Origin of the sequence: Pseudoalteromonas sp. MMG022 (assembly GCF_021654245.1) — a bacterium.
GTDB lineage: Bacteria > Pseudomonadota > Gammaproteobacteria > Enterobacterales > Alteromonadaceae > Pseudoalteromonas > Pseudoalteromonas amylolytica.
The window spans coordinates 17,477-40,907 of the sequence record NZ_JAKFZQ010000030.1; the positions used below are offsets into that span (position 1 = coordinate 17,477).

A 23,431-nucleotide genomic window follows, 5' to 3' on the forward strand; every position below is an offset into this window, starting at 1 on the left:
AAACAAGGTCATCAGCTACGTATCTCGCTTATTGTTTGCTAAACAGTGCTTCTCAATTACCGCTCAGTTGATAGTTCTGCTGCCTTTTTCAGCGCCCACCAGCCAATCACAACACTCGTTAATAAACGAATTGGAAAATACACCAGCGCGGGTAGTGAAAACACCCAAGTGACAAACCCATTTGGCATCACATAATAAGCGAGTTGCTTTACCCAATAAATAAACGCAACATGCTGCTTTATGAATGCATCCAAAGACATTAACACTTCATTACCACTGGATTGTACAACCACCCACAAGGCGTATAGCCCAAGCGCGCCATCAGCAAAACTTCCGACAACCGAAGACCAACCGATAAACAACAAAAACCAACGCATTATTTTGCTCCCTAACTTCTTGTAATACAGAATTTAAAGGCCTTAGATGCTTGCCTTATTTGTTGGCAATCCTGCCCTACTTGCTTGGTAGGCTTTTTAATACAACAATTGAGGACTTCCACTGTGCTGTAAAGAAGCTATTATCTCTGGCACCAATTACAAGAAACTCCACCTTAATGGGGCGATCATATTTCAGCACCTTAAATTCAGAGAATATCTTTCTATCGCCTGGCGATAGCCTGATGCGCTCAGTTATCGCTGCTTTAGAGTCAATATCTACCTTAGTAACACCTTCAAATTTAGTATAAGGAACAATCACCTCATTGCTTATCGCATCTTGAATTTTATAACTAATACTATTTACCCTAACAGAACCATAGTTCCCAGACTTTAATGACAAGCTCAGGTTTAACGCACTTCCCTCTTTTGTATTAACAAATTCAGCTTTGGGCTCTAACTCCATACTAATAACAAACGAGCCAACAAAAGCCTGAAATAGGAAATACCCTCCTACCCCTAAGATTGCTACTATTTCAACCAAGTTTTTAATTGCTTCGATTTCGTTTTTGTAGTCATTTAACTTCACGTTATAACCTTTAAAACTGATGTCCTGTGATTAGACAAAATATAGCGAAGGAAAATTTGAAAAAGCTTTTCCAGTAATGATCATATCGATACTTAAGCTCCTTCCAATATATTTTGACCATTTCGATTTCTTCGGTTTTCAATGGATACACCTGGTAGCACTTACAGTCACGGTAAGCACGCATACCTCGTTATTGTGTGCTTACCAAACAACTCAGTCCAATGAACTGTGGCAGCGTTACTTTTGCAAAGAACTCAAATCTTCTGCCAGATCATCAAGCTCTCTAAGCAAGTGTTTACGCTGCTTGTCCGTTAAACTTTTATAAATTTTAACTAGAAACGTGCGGTCTAGCGCTTGATTATGCTCATTTCTTGCATTGAGTTGTTCAGATCTAAACTGCTCTGGGTTGTTCAATAGTGCCAGCAAGGTGTTAGTGAAATTTTCACCTCTATCAGGTTGTTCAAACACCGCTTTTAGTTGTTGATGATATTCCGTACGATATTGATGCCAAAGATCCGCTGTGCTTTGTTTTTTCCCGTACAAATCTTCCACTAACTGCTCTTGCTCATCGGTTAGCTTACCCAACCACTGATTTAAATTATCTTTATTTCCCTCGACCCAGCGCTTCTTACGCTGCTCTGCAGTTCGCTTTTCACGCTTTTTAGCATTCTTCGACTGGGATTCCGCCAGCTCTTCGAAAAGTTCATCCACTTGCTCTTGGTTAAGCATGTGTGCCATTTGCGCCAAATCTGGGGTTAGCTTATCTCTAATTCTATGCCAGTGAGACAACATTCTATTTTGGTGTGCTTCGATACTTTGTTCGGTTATATTGTCGGTTTGTATATCAGATTTTAAATCGTTCAGTTGCGCAACATATTTACCAAGCTCTTGCGACTTATGCCATTGCAGCCAATCAAGCAAACGTTCGTCAAAACGCGCTTCTTGTTCACTGTCCAACGAGATATAGTCATCTAAATACCAGTAAGTTAGCCAATCGGCGTTTCTGTACACGAATTTGGTGGAACAGCCTGCTAGCACCACCACAGTGAGCATTAATATTATTTTTTTCATTTTTTATCCCATTGTTCATGTTGTTCCCTAGTCTATACACGGAACCACAGAAAATGGATTAAAAAAGTGTCTGAAAGTATTACAAAATGTGTCACAACTTCGTTGGTGCATTCCACAGAGATAACTTTAGTGTTCAGACGCAGCTAACACTGGCGCAGTGCAACCAGCGCATCCTGTGCCTTGTGCGCTTGCACAAAAATATGGTCATGATAAAAACCCGCGATCACATTGGCGCTAATCTTTTCTTCAGTTAATCGTGTGGCAAATGCCGCTGTTAGTCCTACGGCATCGAGGCTCGAATGTACATTGAGCGTAATACATTTGAATACCGAGCTATAAGCCTGCTGATACTGATCTGCTCGCGCTTTGGGAATAACCAAAGTCATCCCTTCTGATTCCATGAACATAGCAATGGGGTTTAGCTGTGCAGCATCACCATACTTGCTTTGCTGCAAAGTGATAAATACAAACTCCTCAGCTAACAAGGTAGGTTGCATTGATTTAAGCAAGATTGCTAAGTTAGTTTCACCATTCATAATTACTCTCCTAAATACTGTTAACTACTCACCTTAAGGCCTATGATTGCAATAAATAACAACAGCATAAAAATGCCCTGCATGAGTGACACCGTGCTGCCCAGAAATACATGATTAAAAAAGATAAGGCTACAAACGCCCACACCAAGCCATACCATGTAGGCAATTGCAACTTCTATATCTTTGACTGATAGTGCGAATAAATAAAGGCTAATTGCCATTGAACCACATGCTAAAAACACAAACGGTGGTTTAGAAAATGATGCAGATTTTTCTAAAAAGATAAGCCAGCCAGCTTCAAACAAACCAGCCAGAACAAGATAAAACCAAGACATACTGCACTCCATCTATGGGGCCGTCCCCAAATGAGATAGAGCGGTGAGGTCGTCCTCACTTCATGGTTAGAGGTGCTAAGGCTAAAACGCTTTGTGTTTGCTGTCAATATTGCTTGGTATCTAAACCTCCACCATGTACCTCATCGAAAACCCCCATTTATGAGATAAACATATTGCATGGATATGATTATTTTCATATCCATATAATTTTTATGAGTTTTTTATAAATTTCTTCGTTTCCCTGTAGCGCAGAATATACCTAGGCTGAGCACTAAATTTTGCATAAAACCGTTCCAAGAAAAGGTAATTTAGGTGAAAAATGAGATTGAAAAATAATCAACTTCAAATTACGGTAGGTTAAACGCATTGAACATAAGGAGACCATTTACGCTGTAAAAATATTACCAAATAACAATAACTACCAGTAATAAGGAAATAACATGAAACTAACTTCAGCGATGATGCTGTTGGCGTTATCTGTCTCTACCAGCTACGCCACCACGCAGTCACATTCTCAGCTTCCTAGCGATGTTGCAAGTACAACAAATTCATTAAAAACTTATCGTATACTCGCCGACAGTGCGCAACACAGCTATCAACTGGCGCACGAATATCATGATGCCCTGATAGACAGACAAAACCGCTTTGTGACTCTATTGTTAGACGAACATGATGTCGATAAGCTGCGTGAACGTGGGCACTTAGTCGTGCAAGTAGAAAGCAAACAAGTGCTTAAAAATCAGCCTCATTTACAGCAAGCGCTACAACAAAAAACCACCAGCAAACTGACGCGTTCAACCAAATTGAGCAATCTAAATGAGTCAGCTGGGATCCCTGGGTTTGCGTGTTACCCCACTGTGGAAGAAACCTATCAACAGGCGCAAAATATTGCAAAACGTTACCCACAACTGGCCTCGTGGCGCTCAATTGGCCCATCTTGGCAAAAAGAACAAGGCTTAGGTGGCTATGATCTAAACGTGCTTGTGCTTGGTGATAACAGCAAAAAACGCAAAAAGCCTAAACCTATTTTGTTTATGCAAAGCGCATTACATGCCAGAGAATACACAACAGCGGCCACGACCCTAGCATTTGCTAATTATTTGGTAGACAACTATCAAAGTAACGCCGACGCACAATGGATACTACAAGAGCGTGACATCCATATTCTCTTTGTTGCCAACCCTGATGGCCGCAAACAAGCCGAAACGGGAGTGTCGTGGCGTAAGAATACCAATGAAAACTATTGCGCAGATACACCGCAAAGACGTGGTGTCGATTTGAACCGTAACTTTAGCTACGAATGGTTTGCGATTGATAATGGCTCCAGTGGTGAGCAATGTGACCAAACTTACCGTGGCCCAGTTGCCGCTTCAGAGCCTGAAGTTCAGGCTATTGAGCGTTATGTACGCAGTTTGTTTGAAGACCGTCGTGGCGACTTACCAACCGACCCAGCACCACTGGATACACCGGGTCTATTTTTGGATATTCACAGCGCGGGCGGTATGATTTTATATCCCTTTGATACAACCTATGAACCAGCTCCCAATGAGCCGCAGTTAAAGCAATTGGCTCAGCGCTTTGCAGCTTTCACGGGCTACCGTGCAATGCCCGCAGTAGACTTGTATCCAGCAGATGGTACGTCACTAGGGCTTGGTTACTCTGAATTGGGCGTCCCCAGTTTTGTATTTGAGCTAGGCCGAACCTTCTTTGAAAGCTGTCAAGACTATCAACAGGAAGTCTTGCCCAACAACTTACAAGCATTGCTTTATGCAGCCAAAGTAGCTGGCACCCCTTACATCACACCACAAGGGCCAGAAGTGCTAGATTTAAGGATCTCTGGCGCAGGCTCAATGGCTGTGCCGCAAGGGAGTGAACTAACCTTACAAGCAAAAATCAGCGATGAGTTTTTATTGGCACCTGATAATGGCCCAATCGAAGCAGGTCAAGCTATCAAAAAAGTACGCCTGAGAGTTGAGCGCAACGGTAAAAAGTTTGGCAAAAAAGTTAAGCTCAGCCCTGTTGATGGCGTATTTGATACGCCCGAGGAGTTCATCAGTCACACTTTAGATACTCGGTATTGGCCAAACGGCACTTACACCCTTATTGTGCAAGCACAGGATAGAAATGGTAATTGGGGCGTCAAAGCAACCCAACAGCTGACGCTTGATAATAACGCTCCAGCCCCTGTTTCAGCACCTGAGGCAAACTTTATAACAGAATGTGTATATGGCGGCTGCGCGCTAACCGCAACAAAAGAGCCAATTCAAGGGGACGCTCTGACCTACAAATGGTACATCAATGAGAGCGAAGTACCATTGCACGGACCTAGCGTACAGTTTTGGGGGCTCAAAGGTACACAAACAGCCAAACTAGAGGTCGAGAACAACTATGCTCAGCGCACCATTATTGAGAAAAGCTTCGAAATGGATGGCCCTGTTCTGCCCGTAACCAATGTAAGCTACGAGTGTGACAAACTACGTTGTCGCTTTGATGCTTCAAAAAGCTACGACCCCGATGGCTCGATTGAATTTTTCGTTTGGAGAATAAACGGCGAATACTTAAGCTCTAGAGAAGCCATACTTGAATATGAGTTTAGTCAAGCCGGCGAACAGAAAGTAGAAGTCGCAGCAATAGATAATGAGTACTACTTGAGCGTAAAAACGCTCCTTATTACCGTAAACGAATAAAATCGTTCCCCAGAATCAAGGGCCCTTGTGGCCCTTTTCTTTGCCATCTATTATGTCAATGAACATGCTCAGTAAATGTATTGCTATATCGGTTATGCTAACTCAATATCAAAAATCAAGGCCATTTCATAGGCTTGCTTGACGCTCATCACCGTTCTTCCGCTTTCAAAATTACTTATCGTGGCTTGATCTACCCCGATTAGTTCACCGAGCTTGGCTTGTGATAAGCCATTTTCCCTACGCAAATCGCGAAAACGCAGCCTTAGTTCTGTTGTGTATCTGTTAGCGGCCTGATGCCTGTTAATATTATTATCTCTCATACCCACTCTTATCACAGCCAAACCCTCCCCGTTAACTCGTTGGTTAATATGCTGAGTGATTTAAATTTGTTGGTTGAAATAACAATCACACTCTATGGCTTCTCTTGGAGAGGCGACATACTCGCTTGCATTTTTATTCGTAACTCACGCGCTAATACCTTGGCATCAAAATCAGGTGCAAACCGCCCTACCAAGGTGCCATCTGGCGCTATCACAGAAAACATCACACTGTGTGATACGCTATAGTTTTGCTCCTCAGATGAGACACGAAACCGTACCCCTAAACTACCAGTGAACCTCTCAAGTGCTAGCTTGTCTGCCGTTGCGCCCACAAACGATGTATCAAAATACGTTACAAACTGTGTTATGCGCTCTGTGCTATCTCTCATTGGATCAACGGACACAAAAACAAATGATATTGGCACAGGCCCAGTCCCCAAATACCGAAGCTGTTTTGCAAGTTCCGAGGCCTGCATTAAAGCCAATGGGCACACATCTACACACTGTAAAAAGCCAAACCACACAATAGTAAATCGACCAAGTAGTGATTGCCGGTTGTATTCTCCTGCTTGTGTTTGCAGACTGAAATTCACTATATGCTTGGGCTTTTCTAGCCACTCAATACCACTTACCGACTTAGCCTTGGGGGCAAAAAAAGACAACGCCACTCCAAGCAAGATAGCCACACAAATGACGCAAATTGTCAGCTTGAAGCGCCTACTAACGATGCAATGTATAACTGACATAAGTTAGATACACACTTAACAGAGCAGGTAAAGTCACCCCTAAAAAATCTATCGCAAGAAAAATGGGGCTACATAGACCGACGAGAACTTCCCAAATATGAAAAATGCCATGACCTAACAACCAAGCAGCGGGATAGAACCAAAGTGCTAACCGAAATCTCTCAAAGGTGCAACCAAGTACAAAGGCAACCCCAATGAGCAAGTAATTTATGCCTATGTCTCGCACAAGATGTTGATTAAATGGCCCTCTGTCAGGTACCCCTGGCACCAGCCAATACCAAGGCTCGGGAGCCAAGATCATAAATGTTCCGTTTGCCACAGCAAGTACACCTAACAGCAATGCGATTGTGACACTCATCCGTTGTGACATGTCAAACCTCCCCCCGCTAAACACGGCTGATGTTAGGGGTCAGGGTCATATCATTGAGCGTTATGCGGCTGCAACTTTTGCCATAACCCAGCGTATATTTGAGTGTGGGATAAACCCGCATCGAACTAATAGCAAGTGCGAGCGAGACAACCCCCTTTTGCCCCCAAATCGCTTGGATCTTTGCTCTTAATTCATCCGCATAGAGGTTATGAGCCAACACACTATCTGTAAATTCAACAATCAATGCTAACTCTTGAGGTAACAGTTTTGTATCATTGGCGATAACCGCTTGAATATGCTCAGCACTCACACCCGCTTCTAAGGCCATATTAACAACCAATTGTGTACACGGGCCGCAATCCTCCCAAAGGATGGCTCTAAGCCTGGCTGCAAAGACAGCGTCTGCCGGCAAATTACCTGAGTAAGCGGCCATCGTCTGAAACCCCATAAACCTTGTAAAAGCCGATAAGTCATTGGTTAAAATGTCTTGCATATAACTCACGTCGTAATCGTAACGTTCAGCGTGAGCACGCAAGGTCTTATTCAATATAAAGTTGATCATTGTCATCTCCTTGAGCAGTTATTGGTATCGTTGTTTCTACACGCTATCGCACCGTCTGTTGATGTGATGGCGAGTTTAGCGGTTTACTGTTGGTTGTTTTGTGTCTAAGCACTGGCTTGATCAGCAATAAAAAGCTCAAGGCAAACAACAATACACAGCCGCTTAGCATGATAGAAAAGTGTGCTTTGCTAAGTAACACAGACCCCAGCATAGGTCCGGTTGCCAACGCACCGTATGACACCAATGCAGCTATACTTGCCAGCTTCACATGGTTGTTATGTTGCGTAATCAACGAGAGAAAGTAGGAATGAACCGCAGGCCAAGCAAAAAATAGCAACGACATGGCGACAACATAGGCCAGCAGCTGATGTGAAAAGCACAGTAAAACAGCACTACCTATTGATAGCGCAACCCCGATCATTAACCAGTAGCAACGCCCCACTCGGTGAATACCAATGATCGGCAACATGGCCCCTGCCAGCCCCAACAACCCCGTCAGCGCGATGGAAGTATGGATCGTGTGTTCATCGAACCCCGCTTTAAGGCCGATTTGACCCACGTAGCTCCAAATAGCACTCGCAGCAATTAAATAAGTGCTCATAGCAAACAATAGTCGATATGCCTGCGAGCTTGATTGTGACTTTTTACCCTGATGTGATTCATGGGTACTTGCGGGCACGCGCTGAGCGTTAAAGTTAGGTAGCAACAAAGTACACATCAAACCAAGTGCACACAGTGCTGCCATCACGTAGAACACCGCCAGCTCACCTCCCCAAGCCTTTAACATAGGAAGTACATAGATCACCAAGGAGCCAATACCAAACTGCATCAACAACAGTAAACCAAAAGCACGATCGCCATTGTGCAGCTTAGCTAAGATGGTAAACGCAATACCAACGCCCATCCCGCCAAGCACGCCACCAATAAACCGCAAGCTATGTATCAGCGAGTTATCATTAAGCCAAACCGTACCAATATCTACCGCGCACAATAACGCCAACACCACAAAGAGCATGCTTCGCCATGGCAAACGGTCGATTAGCAGCGTCACGCCCATTAAGCCCAATAAAGCGCCATATCCATTTAGCGCCACAACCTGCCCTGCCTGCGATTCGCTCAACCCCATACCACTTACCAACGCATCCACAACAGAGGGTAAAAAGTTAAGATAAGCCAGACCCACCATGGCAACAAAAGCCATAAATAGATAACCTAACATGCTATCGGCCGATACTTTACCGAGTCGAATGTGTTTTAACATGATGTACTCACAAATTGATTTATTGTTCATGAGCTAGATTCTATGCTGCTGAAAAAAAGAGAAAAATGGGGGTTCTCACCAAACAATCATGAATAGTATTCACGAATTCTTACTGCTATATTCAACATTGATACTGGGTAACTGAGATACAAGGAATGGATAAACTTAGAGCGTTGGAAATGTTTTTAGCCACCTGTGACAGTGGCAGCTTTGCCTATGCTGCAAAGGCCTGTAAGACCGACCCATCCACAGTCAGTAAGGCGATTTCTCGCTTAGAGGCACAGTTAAATCTAACTCTGTTTCAGCGCTCAACAAGACAACTGCGCATCACTGACAGTGGCCTGCACTATGCAAACACCGTACGCAAACTTGTCCAAGAGCTGTCAGATGTTGAAAAGGAGTTGCGCCATAGCAACGATGCGCCAAGCGGCACATTACGGATCAGCTCAGCCGCTTGTTACGGACATCTGTATCTAAGCCAGATTTTACCTGCTTTTTGTAAACGCTACCCGGATATCAAATTGGAATTAGAAATTAATGACCTACATGTTGATATTATCGACAACAATATCGACATAGCGATAAGAACGGGGTTTGTAAAAGACAGTCGCCTGATTGCCCGCAAACTAAGCCCTATGGACTTTCTTACCTGTTCATCTCCTTTATATTTAAAAGAGCACGGTACGCCAAGAACATACCAAGACTTCGAACATCATAGGTGGATTGGCTTTCGCATCAAGGAGACACACCAACTACAACCTATTTACCTACCCAATGAGCACGGCGAGTTTGAGTTATGCGAGCTCAACCGAACCCACATAACCGATGATGGTGAGTCCATGGCAAATATGTGCGTAAGCGCTATGGGCATTGCGCAACTACCGCACTTTTTAGCCAAACAACATCTTGAAAATGGCGCTTTGCTGTCTTTGTATCCTCATATTCGGCCACCACAAATCGACAGTGGTGTATTTGCAATTTACCCAAAACGCGAATATTTGCCTGCTAAGGTCAGAGTATTTCTAGATTTTTTGATAACAACGCTTGAGCAACAAGGAGAAAGCACACAGCAAACATGGGCGCAGCACTATGAGAACATAGTTAAGTTTTAACGTTACAAGCTTGGTTTGCCTTTGCACCACTGATGACTAATTGCTTATGCGCGGTGATAGCGCAGAGCACCATCAACAGAGCCCATATATTCAAGCTCAGCGTGTAATCAAACACTGTGAATGAGACGCTATATCAGCAATAGGAAATACCCACAGCAACACAATGCATTTCACACCTGCAAATCGGGCGGATTGTATTAAAACTTACAAAAAACGTACTCGGCCTTTTCAATTCATCATCATCGATGAGGCCCTCTAGTGACTGAATAACAAAGAATAATTAATCACTAAAAACTGGTCTGAACAGAATACTCCTCCATATTCCCTCCATTTTTAATTGCTACAAAAGCACTGTTTTTTATAATGGAAATAAGAAAATATGCGCACAAAATATCTAGCCTTAGTGCTACCACTCTTTTTAGCGGCCTGTTCGAGCGACGACAACGCTCTAAAAGTTACTGTAGATGACCAAATCACTACTGATGTTGAAAACGTTGCTTTAGTGGAAATTAAAAATCCCGAACAAGGGCTTTTCCAACCAGGTCAACCTATCAGCCTAGATTTCACAATTAATACGACATTGCTTGAAACTGAGCACGTTGGTGTGACCTTTATGGCTATTCCAAAAGACAAAGTAGAGCAGCTAAAAACGCACGACAATCCAGAAGGTTATAACTTAGGTGTGCATTACATCGCGCAGCTAACGCCCGGAGAGCAAAGCTTTACTGCCCAGCTGATGCTACCAAACCAAGAAATGCCAAGCGGTGAATACCTGGTAGCAGGCTATGTTGATAGTGCACGCAGCATCGAAAATGAACAAGATCTAGAAGACAATGCCTCACGCGGACACGAAAGCGGTGACTTCACCACCTACGCACAAGTTACGGTAGACTCGTCTAAGTATCACGATTTTGTGATGGACAAGCTGGTTGTAGGTGATGGCTATGCTCTTTTCCCTTACATTGGTTTGCGTGAAACCACATCTGATAATGCGCCAGAACATAAAGAAGCGGACTTAATCGGCCACTTTGATGCCAGTAAGTTTGGCTCAGGTGTAAACAGCGCAAATGTATCAGCGACCATTACCATCAACGGCGAAACCTTGCCTGTTCACTTTTGGCAAGAAGGTCTAAATCACTATGATGATAAGATGCATATTGAGTTTAAAGATCACGAGCAAAGCCATTATTTCCCGTATGACATTGCCATCAATGGTGTGTTACTTGGTAAGTTACAACAAGCATATGATGAAAACGCTGATAGCAATAGCTTTGAGCTAACCATGACGCTTGAAGACACCTCTGAGTATGATGAAAGCAACACAGCTAACAATACGCTGACTATTGAGGTGCCATACTCGCTGTATAAAAATGAAGTGCCTGACGATCATCCTATGGCTGATGAACTCAACCAAGTAGCAGCTCAGTCCAATGCAATGCCTTATCCGTATGCTGCAAGAGCCATCAACGATAACGTCGATACATCTGCGGTTGTTATAAAAGGGCAAGACTCGCTATTTATCATGGACATGTTTGTTAATGTGTATGGCGATAAGTCAAAAGTCGCTGTAGTTCCTTTATTTATGTCGTCTTTAGCCTATGCCAATGTCAACGGTGGTCGAGCTTCAGCAGCCGCCAGCGGTGCTTTTTCGTTATACATGTTTAATCAAAGTAAGAGCCTGTTTAGCGTAGGAGCTTATGGTAATGCAGATGGTGGCGCTGGCACTATCAAGTATGGTGTGAATGTGAGCTTGATAGGTAACTCTCTTATTGATGAGTCGCACACACTCGAAGCGCTAAATAAAAGCTATGGCCTTGATTGGGAAGAAGAACAAAAGCTATTCTCCACGACCTTCACGATTGTGATTGTGCCAATTAGCGTTTCAGCAGGCGTAAAAGGCAGTGTTGGTATTAACACAGATCTTAAATATGAAGATCAACGCTTTAGTATTGGCGGCGACGTATTAACAGCAAGCCTTGAAGCATACGCAACGGCTGGGATTGACTTATTAATTGCCAGCGGTGGTATCGGCGTCGACTTCTTGATTATTTCCGATACGCTCTCGGCAGAAGCCTATGTAGATATCAGCAATGTTATCTCAAACTCAGAGTTTATCTATGGCATCGATGTTAGCAACAACATGAAAGCGATTGAGGGTGAGTTTTATCTATGGGTTAAATACCCAGGCTACGAATTCTGTTGTTCATTCCCAACCAGAGAAGCCACTAAAACGCTTTACAACACAGGCGCTTTATACGATAAAACTTGGCAGTTAGTTAACTACCAAGACACTCTGAACTTCGCTAATTAAGGAGTAACATGTCGCGTTTAACCTTATTTATGGTTAGCGCCCTGACACTGCCATTTGGCAGTGTCAGTGCTAGCGCCAACGATAACTGTACCAGCTGGGGTAACTTTACAACCTCAGCAAGTACACAAATGACTACATTAAACAGCCCTAGTAACAACCGCTTAAGCATCTCAGGCGCATTGGTTTACAGACCTCTACTGCGCACAGAGAAAGCGTATTGGTTAGGTCTGCAACTTCACAAAGCAACATTAAGCGTTGATAGTAACACAGCAAAATCGCCGTTCTATCAGGTGCCATTCGCCGTCAAAATTGGCGCTCAGTCGGGCCAAATATTGGCATACCATTTTGCTGCCAAGCTCAAAAGTGAAGATGAGCAAAAGCTCATCGCTTTATATCAAGCAATGCATATCGAGCACCTCAAACACCTAGATTTAACTGTTCCAGTTACGGTTGAAGAAAATGACAATATGGGGCGCTACAAGGTACGCTATGAACGCGTTGATAACACGTCACTCATACGTCAAAAGTTGGTTTACCTGCAAACCACTCAAGGTAGCAACCTGTTTAACTTCAAGCTACCCGAAGTGAAAGCCGACACTTTCAACATTCAGCAAAATGCCTGTTGGATCTCTTTGCTTGAGGGCGAAAACAAAACCTATGTGGAGAGTGAAAAGGGCGATATTCGCATCAACGTGCAACAACAAGTATCGTATAAAACGAGTCAACAGCCTGTGCCCTCAGAGGCCTTGCTATTAACACTGCCTCTAGATCCAAAGAAATGGCCAATGTTGCCAAGCAGTGTGGTATACCCTAAACCTGCACCAAATCCACTGCAAGATGTGCAAACGTTTATCAATACACTGACAGCCTTGGACTTAGCAAGTCTTGACGAAAAGACCCTAGAACAACTGCTGTATGACAATCAAGCCTACCTACTGTCATTGCAACAAGCCATTCGTGATGGCCTATTCAATGATAAAGCGCTAAGCCGCTTATTTTTAAAATTAGGTCAGAATGATTCAACTAACGCACACCAGTTGTTGGTTGACTTGTATCTTGATGGTGAAATAGCCCCAAAGCAGCGTTTTCGTAGCTTAATGGCGCTTAAATACATCCAAAACCCGCTTTCTGAGAAATTGGCTGAGCAAATTTTTTCGCAGCTCGACAGTACCGAGTTGAGTGATGAAGAACAGCTACTGTCTCGCAGCGCCATGATGGTCATGGGGGTCATTGCTCACAATCAAAGTGGCAGTGATTTTGCGCATAAAGTGACAGACACACTTGCAGACAAACTCATCACAACGCGCGATCAGCAAAAGCAGGCAACTTTATTGAATGCATTAGGAAATAGCCGCGATATGCGTCACCAAGATAATATCAATAAGTATATGAGTGACGACAACGCCGAACTACGTCGCCGTGCAGCTGAAGCGCTCGGCAAAATGCCTAACCCACAAAGCCTAAAAATGCTCGAAACCCACTTAGGTTCAGAGCAAAACAATAAGGCTAAAAGTGCGATTCTTGAGGCGATGGGTAACAACAAGCTCAGTCACCGACAGCTAGATACCCTAATGGCTTACACCCAAAAATCAGCGAGCAAATCATTACGCCTCAGTGCAATAAATGCTGTGGCAAAACAGCAAAGTGATGATGTGGATGTAAAGTCAAAGCTCAAACCTTTGCTTAAAAAAGAGCGGGACCAAGAAGTTCTTCGAGCCTTAATGCAAGCCATTCACGGCGGCAACTAAAAAAGGGACCTTGGGTCCCTTTTTCGTTGTTCGTCACCTTGATCTCAGTAACTTACATCAGTCGTCTAAAATCAACTCAACCACAGCTTTTCTTGAAACTAGTGTAATATCCATCAACACTTGGCTTGCATTGACATCAGTCAGGTTGCTTACATTACTTGGTACCTTACCAATAACGGTAAATTCTTCGCTGTCTAAATCATATGACCATAGTTGGAGTGCGTCGTTAATACCGTAAATGTGATTGTTTCTCACGACAAAGTTTTTATCACTGCCTTGATTTTGCAATGCTTCAAGGTGTCTATCCTCCAAGGCAGAAGACAACCAAAAGCGGTCCATTTTGTCTTTATATACAACTTGCCCATCATCGCTACTGTCTGCCCAAGTGGCTTGCGTGTCTAAAATAACTTGGATACTGGCCAAGTTCAGGTTGATCTGTACCAACTTGACGATTCCAGCAATCCTAACGTGAGCCAGTACCATATTGGTGTCACTGTGCCATTGAAACAAACGCTCTACAGGGTGATCTAATACAAAGCTAGTTACCTCACCTTCTAAATTAATTAAGGTAAGTGAGCGATTTAAATTCACCAGCAATCGATCCCCTTGCCTCGACCACACCATACCCGCCATCATTGAGTCCATTGCAAAGTTTGACAGCTGGCGGGTCTTGCGGCCCTCGGTTAACCAAACTTGTAGATCACCCGAACGCGCTGACTCATAGGCTATCAACTCTCCGCTGGGCTGGAAAGTTGCGCTATCATCCGCAACACTAGACCGATGCAGTACGCGATACACACCCTGCTTATTGCTTTGTTCCTGCGCGGCTGTACTGTTTGTAATGTCATCAAGTGTAGCGATTATCACATCACTGTCGAAATAACCCTTGATGGCCAACATTCTCTCCCCTTGTGGATGAACCACAGGTGCAGCGATAGGTTGATCAAGCGGCAAGCTAACCTCTGAAATTTTGCCTTGTTGTGTTACCGTAAACAGTCGTCTTCCTGTACTAAAGATCAGTTGATCTTCCTGCGGGGAAAAATTTGGATAAATCAGCGTATACTTTGCAATATTTTCTGGATACTCAATGCGGTGACTAGATAGTACCTCACCTTGCAGTGAGAGCATTTCAATATAGTATTGGCCATCATTATGAAACCCAGTCAACGAAATTTTATTGCTGTTGGTGGCAACATCATAGTCACTAATACTGCCACCGGGCATCTCGTACAGCGGCGCACTCTCATCTTGTGCCACGGAATAACGTATCAACTTCCAAGCATCAGTATGTTTTTGTAACAAGGCAATATCATTGTTATTTAACCAAATTGGCTTGCGGATCTCGGAGTTCTTACACTCCATCAATACCGTGGGTGACTGAGGGGCATTTAGCGCTTGAGTTAAATCTAAGCTGGCCAATTGATAACACATTTTTTGCGTGATGGGCTTGTCGCATTCGTCTTGTGTAATAAAAGCCAACTTACTGCCATCGGTAGAAAAGCTATGTGGACCATAGGCTCTAAGATTTTTGGTCAGTTGGAATTCTTCCTGCGTTTCGATATTTTTAGCCCAGATATGGTTAATACATAACTCATCTGAATAACGGCTAAAAACGATGAATTTACCATCAGGTGAATAAATACCGGTACTTTCTTTATAGTCAGTGGCGGTCAGAGCCCTTATCTGACTAACGGATATACGCACTGAGTTTGACGTTGAAAAGTAATGAAAACCGACCATGAACATGACACACAAAGTAATCACTAAACTTCCCCACTTTACGGGGGCTTTAGCTGACATCGCAACGGGCTGATGGTCCTCGGCGTCGTGCTGTGTAATGCTTGCTGTGGTAGCATGTTCTGTTGAAGAATCTGTGACACGCTTTGTCGCAGCTTTTTCTCTGCGAACTTCACATTCCAAGCTATACCCTTTTTTGGCATGTGTTTTTATCAACACCTGAGTTTTACCATCATCTCCGAGCGCCTTGCGCAGCTGCGCAATACTACGCTGTAAGGTATTTGGCGACACCACCGTCCCTGCCCACACGTTATCAAGCAATTCATCCTGACTTATCACATCCCCCTGTCGCTGCGCCAAATATGTTAGTACCGCAAGCGCTTTGGGTGCCAGTATTTGCGTGGTGTTATGTTGTGTGATCTGATTTCTCGATAAATCTATAAAAAAGTCACCAATCCAGTAGTGCTGCATTGCTTGTTACCTTAATTTTGATGAATATGCGCATTCAAAAAAGAGCTTGAATAAGATGAACACCTTATCGAACCCAGTTCATTAGTCAAACTAAATATACCTAACAGACTGATAAAACTACTTTTTATTTTATCATTAAGACGTCAGTTAAAAATCACCTTAACATCAAGTTATTTAGTCGCTGTTGCGTGATGCTTGGGTTATTCAACACCTAAGCACAAGGACTTCTGATATGTCTAGAGCCATTTTATTCGTTATTTTTCTACTGCAACCCATTTTGATGACAAACGCCAATGAGCAAAACCAATATGTAATGCCCAGAACACACATCATTGATCTCAAAGACAGCCGCATGGGCTATCAGTATGAACTACTGATCAAATTACCCGAAGGCTATAAAAAAAATAAACACTTAACCTATCCCGTGATCTACTACACCGATGCCGTGTGGCACATTGAAAGCCTCTCGGGCATTAGTGAATTTTTGATAACCGATGCCATTCTAGTCGGCATATCATGGCAAACAGATAACCACAATCCGTTATTACTGGATGAAGGAGAGTATGCCAGTCGGTATCGTGATTACACCATCAGAACATCAACAAATGCAGCCAATCAAGCTAAATATAAGCTTGGTCAGGCAGATAAGCACTTAGCGTTTATTCGCAATGATGTGATCAAATATGTCGAAGATCATTATCGAGGCGACCCCACTAAGCGCACCTACTTTGGCTATTCACTGGGCGGCTTGTTCGGTGCTTATGCCTTAATGGCACAACCGAACACATTTCAAAACTATATTCTGGGTAGCCCATCACTCAGAAACAACTTAGCCAAACTTGAAGATTCACATCAAAACATAAAAGCCAAGCAACTCGACACAAATATCAATGTATTTATCGCCCACGGTACGCTGGAACAAGACCGCACTAAGGTAATTAATGATTTTGTGGCGACGCTAAACAAAAAACACAGTGCAAACGTCAACGTCACCAACGTTAAGGTGACAGGGGATCATCAAAGTGCTTTTCCAGCAACTTTAGTGCAAAGCCTGACTTGGTTGGCTGGCCTAAAAAACACCACACACCAATAATTCTGCTAAGGACTTGTTATGAATATGTTTGTTAAACACCTATTGGCGATGTCAGTACTATCTACAATGAGTACAACGCTTTACGCCAACACCATAGATACAAAACCATGTGCTAAAACAACAACACCTGCGCCAGTGATATTGGACACACAAAAAACGCTGTCATTTTGGGACTTCCCAAACCTCGAAAAGGCCTACCTTGAAAGTACACCTAGCAAAAGAAAAGATGGTATAAAAGTGGGCCAGCTTGGCATTGATGGTGGTGATAAAGCACACATAATTACGCTGGCAAAAGAGATAGCAAATCAAAAGCACAGCGATATTGACAGTTTACTCATTGCCCACAAAGATAAATTAATATTTGAGTCTTATTACTTACGAGGCAGAGTTGACTTGCCTCACCCACAGGCATCAGCCACCAAATCTTATGTAAGTATGGCCCTCGGTCGCGCTATTGAGTTGGGTTATCTTTCTATGGCTGACTTAAACAAGCCCATCATTCATTTTTTGCAGCAACTCGACACCAGCAAGATGGTAAAAGGTGCTGACAAAATCACCTTACATAAAGCGCTAAATATGCGTTCAGGTATTCGCCTTACACGCGCGCAGCAAGACGAACTTGCCAAACAAAGCGAACAAATGAAAGGCCAAGCTCAAGTGCAAACCTATTTACAGCACAGCCCTACTATTTCAGCGCAATCACAGAGCTTTAACTATCAGAACCTCGACCCTAAATTAGTGATGCAAGTACTGGATGCAGTCGTGCCAGGTGGTGCAAAAGCTTTCATTAAAAAGGAGCTACTTGATAAACTAGGTATAAAAGCATACCACTGGGCGGATGACGTGAGTGGGTTGCCCATGGCGCCTTACCACTCACAGATGACCTCTCGTAACATGCTCAAATGGGGCCAACTGGTTAAAAACAAGGGAAAATGGCAGGGTGAGCAACTGATCTCAAAAGAATTTATGAGCAAGGCCACGCAAAATCATACCACACTGGGACAAGACGATATCTTCTTCACAGGAAAACACATTATAAACCCAGGTTATGGCTATTATTTTTGGCAAGCTGATATGCAGGTCGGAAATAAGCGCTATGCCACTACGTCTGCGCAAGGTGGTGGCGGTCAGTACATTATCCTTGTTGATGAACTAGACCTGATCATTGTTTTTACCGCGAGCACTCGTGAGGAACGTATTATGGAGTTAACCGCACAAAGGATCTTACCTGCATTTATCTAATTGGATGGGAGGTTGGATAGGCCAAATTTGCCCTATCCAACCTAAAACATATCAGTCAGTCGCAAGCGCGTTAGCTTATAGCTTGCTAATATCCACTTCAAGCTTTGCCAATTGCTCCGCTGTTTTCGCACTCACATTATTGCTCATACGTCCTCCTAGGTGCTGAGCAAAGAACTCTTCCATTGCGCGGATTGATGCGAGTTTGTTTTCACGCTTTAAAAAACCATGCCCCTCATCCTTGGCGAGATAATATTTCACTGGTGAACCCGCTTGGTATAACGCTCGTGCGATATTATCAGATTCAGCCTTAGTTACTCTTGGGTCGTTTGCGCCTTGTAGCAACATCAATGGTGCTTTAATGTCATCAACAAAGTTAATTGGAGAACGTGATGCCATATCTTGGCGGTCAGCCTCAATTAATGGGTCACCAACCGCTTTAAACCAATCACCTAGGTATGGACGAAATCGCTCTGGAAAAGATTCTACCAGCGTAATTAAGCTAGATGGGCCAACATAAGAGATCACTGCTTTATAAACATCAGGTGTAAAAGCCGCACCTGATAGGGCTGCATATCCGCCATAAGAAGCACCTAGGATGCCAACTCGGTTTTTATCCGCAATACCTTGTTCAACAAGATATTTCACGCCATCAGTTAAATCGTGCTGCATGTGGCCTGTGCCCCAATTGCGCTCTCCGAGCAAGGTAAAGCGCTTACCAAAACCGGTTGAACCACGGTAGTTTGCCTGCAACACCGCATAGCCACGATTCGCAAAATAGTGTGCGATTGGGTTGAAGTAATCGCTGTCATACGCCCAATGATCACGTGCCCAAGGCCCGCCATGTGGTAAAACAATGGTTGGTAGGTTTTGTGCATTCTGCTTTGGTAATGTGAGATACGCTTGGATTTTCTCCCCATCTCGGGCTGTGTAATAAATGGTCTTTTTAGGTGACAGTAGCTCTGGCGCTATTTTTGGTGCCTTATTCAATAAGTCTACCAGCTTTTGCGTGTGTGCTTCATAAACAAAACGTCTTCTCGGCTGTACCGAAGAAGTGATACTGATGTCCCAATGACCTTTTTCGTGATCAATTTTATTGATTAAAATGTCGACGTCTTCGTCGCTAAACTGTGACTCTATCACTGCCAGTTGCTGTTTAGCCTCGTCCTGTAGAGGGTAGTTACGAAGTCGGTCGCCATAGTAAGTCACCAAATATGGTGCCCCGTTATCATCGAGAATGACCTTCTCTAAATCAGACTCATTTTTTGGGTCTTGATGAATTGGCTGAATATCACCATTGCTTAAGTTCAGTGACAGTAACTGCTCTTTATCACGTCCTTCAATATTTGCACTCACCAACGCCGTATTTGTTTCTTTATTAAAATGATAAAAATCAATATCTTCACCCTGTAATGTGGTCAGAACCTCATGCCATTGGCCATTATTCTTGCGATACAAGGTGCGAGTATTGTCTTTATTTTTAACTAAGCCAAGTACCACCTCACCTTGCTCATTTATATACTCGTCAGCAAAAAACAGCGTATTAGTGTGAACTGACTTCAACTTAAGGGTATCTGCGTTAAGGTGATACACATCCAATCTGCCGATGTCACTGTGGTTTGCCTTAACCACTAATGTTTGTGGCTGCTCACTCAGTTGCTGGATGAACTCAAACTGTGCGTTAGGGTTGGTTGTCAGTTTTGTTATTTTCGGTGCTTTTTGTAGGTCATTAACATCAAACTTCAACGAGAAAAGCTGAGTATTTTCATCTCCTTGGTGATCCTTGAAAAAGAAAAGCTCCCCTTCTCTTGATGACCAAGCATAGCTATCTACTGGGTCTTTAAGCTGTGTGAGTGCAACCGCTTCAGAAGCCTTGCCACCCTTGGGAACAATAAACAGGTTATTTGCGCCATTTAGGGTTTTCAAAAACACCAAAAAGCGACCGTCTTTAGACAGTTTTACGCGACTAATTTGCGCTTTATCAAATAGATCTTCCATCTGGATCAATGCGCTTTGCTGCTCGACAGATGCAGTCTTGGCATTTGTTAGCACTGCGGCTCCCTGACATCCAGTTAAACATACGGCCACAGCCATAGCGGTACCAAGTAGGGTTCTTTTAAAAGTGGTCAATTGTGTTGTCATAGAATTACTCCTCCTTAAATTTGAAATCATCATTACACACAATTTTATTATTGTAAAACGATAATTTATTGTTTTTTTGCAATCATTACTTTGTGATTTATAATAATTAAGGCAAAATAACCGCTATAACATAGGAACAATAAGAGCAAATCAATAATGGATAAAATACAGAAAATCAGTGGCGTCATGCGCTGGACAGTGGTGCTTATTGCAGTTGTTGTGATCTCCTACTTGCTTTATCAACAGTGGGTTGCAAACACAATTGTGTACTTTGAGAATCATATGCTTCATGAGCTTTGGGAATCAGACCAAGCCAATAACAGCCTTGTCGCTTTGTTACTCGCCCCGATCCTCATGCTGATGATCCTAAGCGTCTACTGGATCTTGGCTTTGCTTGGGCAATTTCAACAAGGTGAGTTTTTCAGCCCTTTAGCGCTACGTTACTATGTGGCCTTTATTTGGACTAAGGTGGCAGGTTTACTATATAAAATGCTGTTGGGCTTTGTTGTCGCAAAATGGCACGATGCCCTATTTGATAGCAACCTGCTGATCATACAATTTGAATTTGGCTACCTAACCACATTAATTTTGATGGGTGTCGTTGCCTATTTACTCAAGGCGGCCAAAGCCATCGAAGATGAAAACAAAGAGTTTGTCTGATATGGAAATAGTCGTAAATCTAGACGTAGTCATGGCGATGCGTAAGGTCAGTTCAAAAGAGTTAGCCAAAGCCATTGGCATCACTGAAGCCAACCTGTCACTGCTCAAACGCGGTAAGGTAAAAGGCGTAAGATTCGAGACCTTGGCGCAAATTTGCCAGTATTTAGACTGCCAGCCTGGTGATATTCTCGCCTATAAAGCCGACGGATAGCCTAGCGAGTAAGATAGCATTACAGGTTTGCTGTGATAGTCATAGTAAACCTGTGAGCAAGCTGCGCTGGTGGTTTAGCGATTGGTTTTACCGCTTTTTTTAAGTGGGAATAGCTTAAACCAAAATGCCATTTCAAAAGCAGCCCCCAAAATGATAAATAGAAAAATACCTGTAGTGCTGCCATAACTGTATGCCGCAATTGCAGCAATGAGTAACAGCAAACTGATGAGAATGCGGTATAACGTGTTCATCAAGGCCCTCTATTGTCGTTCTTGATTTAAAAGTTCCTTTATTAGTACCAAACCTTTAGCCCGTTGACTAGTATTAGTTTTCAGCTTAGACCCACTTTAACTACAGTGGACGGGATCATTTGCGTGTCAGAATATTTGATTTTTCTGATGGCTCGATGGTATTGCTAATAGAGGTCACAATGAAGGGTTCTGTGTCATTACTGCTTAACCACAGAAATGACACAGTCCTTGATGAGATATCCAGATGTTCTAACTATTACCTTTTATCTTACTTTGTAAAGCGCTAGCTTCTTCTTGCACGCTTTGTGGGCCCGTGCTTATAACGTCATCAATCACTTTATTTGCTGAGTCATAGTCTTCTATTTCAATGTAAGCTCTAGCTAAGTCAAGTTTCGCAGAATACCCTTCTTCTTCAAGGTCAACATCGGTTGCGTTATCACCTGCCAGCAAATCATCGAACTCAGATAGCCCTACATCCATATCAGGATCTGCATATGGCTCATCTTCTAACTCAAAGTCATCACTTTGCGCAAGCAATTCGTCTATATCAACAAATTGTTCATCTTCAAGATCACCTTGTTGTTCATCACCTTCAATATCTGAAATACTCTCTTCATCTTGCAAGAGTGATTCAAAATCGACGTCAACATCATCTAAATCAACTTTTTCAATGGGCTCAGGCTCTGCCAGCTCGTTTAGCAATGAATCAAAATCTGACTGGGTTAGATCAGACATAAATTCATCTTCTATTGCAGCTTCATCAAGCTCAATATCATCGACCGCCTGTTCCGAGCCAGCAGTGTCATCATCTGACTCTAGTTCAAACTCAGGTAGCGACTCTACATCATCCATGTCAAAATCATCTTCTGATACATCTGACTCTTTTGGTTCGTCGGTGATTGACGCTTGCTCGTCAAATTCGCTCAGCGACTCTATGTCCTGTTCGTCATCATCGCTATCTAGCTCATCCGTTACAACGTCTGATTCTTCTGGCTCATCGGCAATTGACTCCTGTGCGGCTTGCTCGTCAAACTCGCCAAGCGATTCTAAATCTAGTTCGTCATCATCGCTATCTAGCTCATCCGTTACAACGTCTGACTCTTCTGGCTCATCGGCAATTGACTCCTGTGCGGCTTGCTCGTCAAACTCGCCAAGCGATTCTAAATCTAGTTCGTCATCATCGCTATCTAGCTCATCCGTTACAACGTCTGATTCTTCTGGTTCATCGGTCATCGACTCCTGTGCGGCTTGCTCGTCAAACTCGCCCAGCGATTCTAAATCTAGTTCGTCATCGTCGCTATCTAGCTCATCCGTTACAACGCCTGACTCTTCTGGCTCATCGGCCATTGATTCTTGTGCAGCCTGCTCGTCAAACTCGCCCAGCGATTCTATATCTAGTTCGTCATCATCGCTATCTAGCTCATCCGTTACAACGTCTGACTCTTCTGGTTCATCGGTCATCGACTCCTGTGCGGCTTGCTCGTCAAACTCGCCCAGCGATTCTAAATCTAGTTCGTCATCGTCGCTATCTAGCTCATCGGTTACAACGTCTGACTCTTCTGGTTCATCGGTCATCGACTCCTGTGCGGCTTGCTCGTCAAACTC

The 23,431-nt window shown here is 43.3% G+C and carries 22 protein-coding genes; 8 read left to right on the forward strand and 14 right to left on the reverse strand.

The window, feature by feature from the left end; translation table 11 throughout:
• Positions 1-56: 56 nt before the first annotated feature.
• The 5 genes from L1070_RS19045 to L1070_RS19065 form a co-directional block, all read right to left on the reverse strand.
• Positions 57-377, reverse strand: coding sequence for a hypothetical protein (locus tag L1070_RS19045; RefSeq protein WP_237126740.1), 321 nt, complete (start codon positions 375-377; stop codon positions 57-59).
• A 76-nt stretch (positions 378-453) separates the two neighbouring features.
• Positions 454-963: a hypothetical protein gene (locus L1070_RS19050; protein WP_237126741.1), complete on the reverse strand. Its 510-nt coding sequence runs from the start codon at positions 961-963 to the stop codon at positions 454-456.
• Positions 964-1,200: 237 nt separating this feature from the next.
• Positions 1,201-2,034: a DUF6279 family lipoprotein gene (locus tag L1070_RS19055; RefSeq protein WP_237126742.1), complete on the reverse strand. Its 834-nt coding sequence runs from the start codon at positions 2,032-2,034 to the stop codon at positions 1,201-1,203.
• Positions 2,035-2,177: 143 nt separating this feature from the next.
• The gene (locus tag L1070_RS19060; protein WP_237126743.1) at positions 2,178-2,570 is read right to left on the reverse strand and encodes an ACT domain-containing protein; all 393 of its coding nucleotides are present in this window, start codon (positions 2,568-2,570) and stop codon (positions 2,178-2,180) included.
• Positions 2,571-2,590: 20 nt separating this feature from the next.
• Positions 2,591-2,905 carry an SMR family transporter gene (locus L1070_RS19065; RefSeq protein ID WP_237126744.1) on the reverse strand — a complete coding sequence of 105 codons (315 nt, stop codon included), beginning with the start codon at positions 2,903-2,905 and terminating at the stop codon, positions 2,591-2,593.
• A 440-nt stretch (positions 2,906-3,345) separates the two neighbouring features.
• On the opposite strand from L1070_RS19065, the gene L1070_RS19070 reads away from it, so the two are divergent.
• Positions 3,346-5,592 (forward strand): M14 family zinc carboxypeptidase, encoded by a 2,247-nt coding sequence (locus L1070_RS19070; protein ID WP_237126745.1) that lies wholly within the window; start codon positions 3,346-3,348, stop codon positions 5,590-5,592.
• Between the two features lie 92 nt (positions 5,593-5,684).
• Here the strand turns inward: L1070_RS19070 and L1070_RS19075 are convergent, their stop codons facing one another.
• From L1070_RS19075 to L1070_RS19095, 5 genes are all read right to left on the reverse strand, one after another.
• Positions 5,685-5,912, reverse strand: a complete 228-nt coding sequence (locus L1070_RS19075; RefSeq protein ID WP_237126746.1) for a helix-turn-helix transcriptional regulator — start codon at positions 5,910-5,912, stop codon at positions 5,685-5,687.
• Positions 5,913-6,004: 92 nt separating this feature from the next.
• Positions 6,005-6,574, reverse strand: a complete 570-nt coding sequence (locus L1070_RS19080; protein ID WP_237126747.1) for an SCO family protein — start codon at positions 6,572-6,574, stop codon at positions 6,005-6,007.
• A 58-nt stretch (positions 6,575-6,632) separates the two neighbouring features.
• Positions 6,633-7,028: a hypothetical protein gene (locus tag L1070_RS19085; RefSeq protein WP_237126748.1), complete on the reverse strand. Its 396-nt coding sequence runs from the start codon at positions 7,026-7,028 to the stop codon at positions 6,633-6,635.
• 16 nt (positions 7,029-7,044) lie between these two features.
• Positions 7,045-7,590 (reverse strand): carboxymuconolactone decarboxylase family protein, encoded by a 546-nt coding sequence (locus tag L1070_RS19090; protein ID WP_237126749.1) that lies wholly within the window; start codon positions 7,588-7,590, stop codon positions 7,045-7,047.
• A 43-nt stretch (positions 7,591-7,633) separates the two neighbouring features.
• Entirely contained in the window at positions 7,634-8,881 is a 1,248-nt protein-coding gene (locus L1070_RS19095) for an MFS transporter (protein ID WP_237126750.1), read from the reverse strand.
• 125 nt (positions 8,882-9,006) lie between these two features.
• Here L1070_RS19095 and L1070_RS19100 point away from each other — a divergent pair, with 125 nt between their 5' ends.
• The 3 genes from L1070_RS19100 (at position 9,007) to L1070_RS19110 (ending at position 14,022) form a co-directional block, all read left to right on the forward strand.
• Positions 9,007-9,963 (forward strand): LysR family transcriptional regulator, encoded by a 957-nt coding sequence (locus L1070_RS19100; protein ID WP_237126751.1) that lies wholly within the window; start codon positions 9,007-9,009, stop codon positions 9,961-9,963.
• 379 nt (positions 9,964-10,342) lie between these two features.
• The gene (locus L1070_RS19105; RefSeq protein WP_237126752.1) at positions 10,343-12,274 is read left to right on the forward strand and encodes a hypothetical protein; all 1,932 of its coding nucleotides are present in this window, start codon (positions 10,343-10,345) and stop codon (positions 12,272-12,274) included.
• An 8-nt stretch (positions 12,275-12,282) separates the two neighbouring features.
• Positions 12,283-14,022, forward strand: coding sequence for a HEAT repeat domain-containing protein (locus L1070_RS19110; RefSeq protein ID WP_237126753.1), 1,740 nt, complete (start codon positions 12,283-12,285; stop codon positions 14,020-14,022).
• Between the two features lie 57 nt (positions 14,023-14,079).
• On the opposite strand, the gene L1070_RS19115 is transcribed toward L1070_RS19110, so the two are convergent.
• The gene (locus L1070_RS19115) at positions 14,080-16,230 is read right to left on the reverse strand and encodes a winged helix-turn-helix domain-containing protein (RefSeq protein WP_237126754.1); all 2,151 of its coding nucleotides are present in this window, start codon (positions 16,228-16,230) and stop codon (positions 14,080-14,082) included.
• 232 nt (positions 16,231-16,462) lie between these two features.
• Here L1070_RS19115 and L1070_RS19120 point away from each other — a divergent pair, with 232 nt between their 5' ends.
• Together L1070_RS19120 and L1070_RS19125 are read left to right on the forward strand one after the other, a co-directional pair.
• Positions 16,463-17,323, forward strand: a complete 861-nt coding sequence (locus tag L1070_RS19120) for an alpha/beta hydrolase-fold protein (RefSeq protein WP_237126755.1) — start codon at positions 16,463-16,465, stop codon at positions 17,321-17,323.
• 18 nt (positions 17,324-17,341) lie between these two features.
• Positions 17,342-18,565 (forward strand): serine hydrolase, encoded by a 1,224-nt coding sequence (locus L1070_RS19125; RefSeq protein WP_237126756.1) that lies wholly within the window; start codon positions 17,342-17,344, stop codon positions 18,563-18,565.
• A 75-nt stretch (positions 18,566-18,640) separates the two neighbouring features.
• Here the strand turns inward: L1070_RS19125 and L1070_RS19130 are convergent, their stop codons facing one another.
• Positions 18,641-20,704 carry a S9 family peptidase gene (locus tag L1070_RS19130; RefSeq protein WP_237126757.1) on the reverse strand — a complete coding sequence of 688 codons (2,064 nt, stop codon included), beginning with the start codon at positions 20,702-20,704 and terminating at the stop codon, positions 18,641-18,643.
• A 156-nt stretch (positions 20,705-20,860) separates the two neighbouring features.
• Here L1070_RS19130 and L1070_RS19135 point away from each other — a divergent pair, with 156 nt between their 5' ends.
• Together L1070_RS19135 and L1070_RS19140 are read left to right on the forward strand one after the other, a co-directional pair.
• Positions 20,861-21,364 (forward strand): hypothetical protein, encoded by a 504-nt coding sequence (locus L1070_RS19135; RefSeq protein ID WP_070986687.1) that lies wholly within the window; start codon positions 20,861-20,863, stop codon positions 21,362-21,364.
• A 1-nt stretch (position 21,365) separates the two neighbouring features.
• Positions 21,366-21,575 carry a helix-turn-helix transcriptional regulator gene (locus L1070_RS19140; RefSeq protein ID WP_070986686.1) on the forward strand — a complete coding sequence of 70 codons (210 nt, stop codon included), beginning with the start codon at positions 21,366-21,368 and terminating at the stop codon, positions 21,573-21,575.
• 74 nt (positions 21,576-21,649) lie between these two features.
• Here the strand turns inward: L1070_RS19140 and L1070_RS19145 are convergent, their stop codons facing one another.
• Together L1070_RS19145 and L1070_RS19150 are read right to left on the reverse strand one after the other, a co-directional pair.
• Positions 21,650-21,826, reverse strand: coding sequence for a hypothetical protein (locus L1070_RS19145; protein WP_237126758.1), 177 nt, complete (start codon positions 21,824-21,826; stop codon positions 21,650-21,652).
• 249 nt (positions 21,827-22,075) lie between these two features.
• Positions 22,076-23,431: FimV/HubP family polar landmark protein (locus L1070_RS19150; protein ID WP_343221780.1), on the reverse strand; the 1,356-nt coding region annotated here is incomplete at its 5' end.

What these genes read in the sequence shown, in the direction of transcription:
- L1070_RS19045 (WP_237126740.1), bottom strand. Translation starts at nt 377, where the DNA reads ATGCGTTGGTTTTTGTTGTTTATCGGTTGGTCTTCGGTTGTCGGAAGT.
- L1070_RS19055 (WP_237126742.1), bottom strand. Translation starts at nt 2,034, where the DNA reads ATGAAAAAAATAATATTAATGCTCACTGTGGTGGTGCTAGCAGGCTGT.
- L1070_RS19060 (WP_237126743.1), bottom strand. Translation starts at nt 2,570, where the DNA reads ATGAATGGTGAAACTAACTTAGCAATCTTGCTTAAATCAATGCAACCT.
- L1070_RS19065 (WP_237126744.1), bottom strand. Translation starts at nt 2,905, where the DNA reads ATGTCTTGGTTTTATCTTGTTCTGGCTGGTTTGTTTGAAGCTGGCTGG.
- L1070_RS19070 (WP_237126745.1), top strand. Translation starts at nt 3,346, where the DNA reads ATGAAACTAACTTCAGCGATGATGCTGTTGGCGTTATCTGTCTCTACC.
- L1070_RS19075 (WP_237126746.1), bottom strand. Translation starts at nt 5,912, where the DNA reads ATGAGAGATAATAATATTAACAGGCATCAGGCCGCTAACAGATACACA.
- L1070_RS19085 (WP_237126748.1), bottom strand. Translation starts at nt 7,028, where the DNA reads ATGTCACAACGGATGAGTGTCACAATCGCATTGCTGTTAGGTGTACTT.
- L1070_RS19090 (WP_237126749.1), bottom strand. Translation starts at nt 7,590, where the DNA reads ATGATCAACTTTATATTGAATAAGACCTTGCGTGCTCACGCTGAACGT.
- L1070_RS19095 (WP_237126750.1), bottom strand. Translation starts at nt 8,881, where the DNA reads ATGAACAATAAATCAATTTGTGAGTACATCATGTTAAAACACATTCGA.
- L1070_RS19100 (WP_237126751.1), top strand. Translation starts at nt 9,007, where the DNA reads ATGGATAAACTTAGAGCGTTGGAAATGTTTTTAGCCACCTGTGACAGT.
- L1070_RS19105 (WP_237126752.1), top strand. Translation starts at nt 10,343, where the DNA reads ATGCGCACAAAATATCTAGCCTTAGTGCTACCACTCTTTTTAGCGGCC.
- L1070_RS19110 (WP_237126753.1), top strand. Translation starts at nt 12,283, where the DNA reads ATGTCGCGTTTAACCTTATTTATGGTTAGCGCCCTGACACTGCCATTT.
- L1070_RS19115 (WP_237126754.1), bottom strand. Translation starts at nt 16,230, where the DNA reads ATGCAGCACTACTGGATTGGTGACTTTTTTATAGATTTATCGAGAAAT.
- L1070_RS19120 (WP_237126755.1), top strand. Translation starts at nt 16,463, where the DNA reads ATGTCTAGAGCCATTTTATTCGTTATTTTTCTACTGCAACCCATTTTG.
- L1070_RS19125 (WP_237126756.1), top strand. Translation starts at nt 17,342, where the DNA reads ATGAATATGTTTGTTAAACACCTATTGGCGATGTCAGTACTATCTACA.
- L1070_RS19130 (WP_237126757.1), bottom strand. Translation starts at nt 20,704, where the DNA reads ATGACAACACAATTGACCACTTTTAAAAGAACCCTACTTGGTACCGCT.
- L1070_RS19135 (WP_070986687.1), top strand. Translation starts at nt 20,861, where the DNA reads ATGGATAAAATACAGAAAATCAGTGGCGTCATGCGCTGGACAGTGGTG.
- L1070_RS19140 (WP_070986686.1), top strand. Translation starts at nt 21,366, where the DNA reads ATGGAAATAGTCGTAAATCTAGACGTAGTCATGGCGATGCGTAAGGTC.
- L1070_RS19145 (WP_237126758.1), bottom strand. Translation starts at nt 21,826, where the DNA reads ATGAACACGTTATACCGCATTCTCATCAGTTTGCTGTTACTCATTGCT.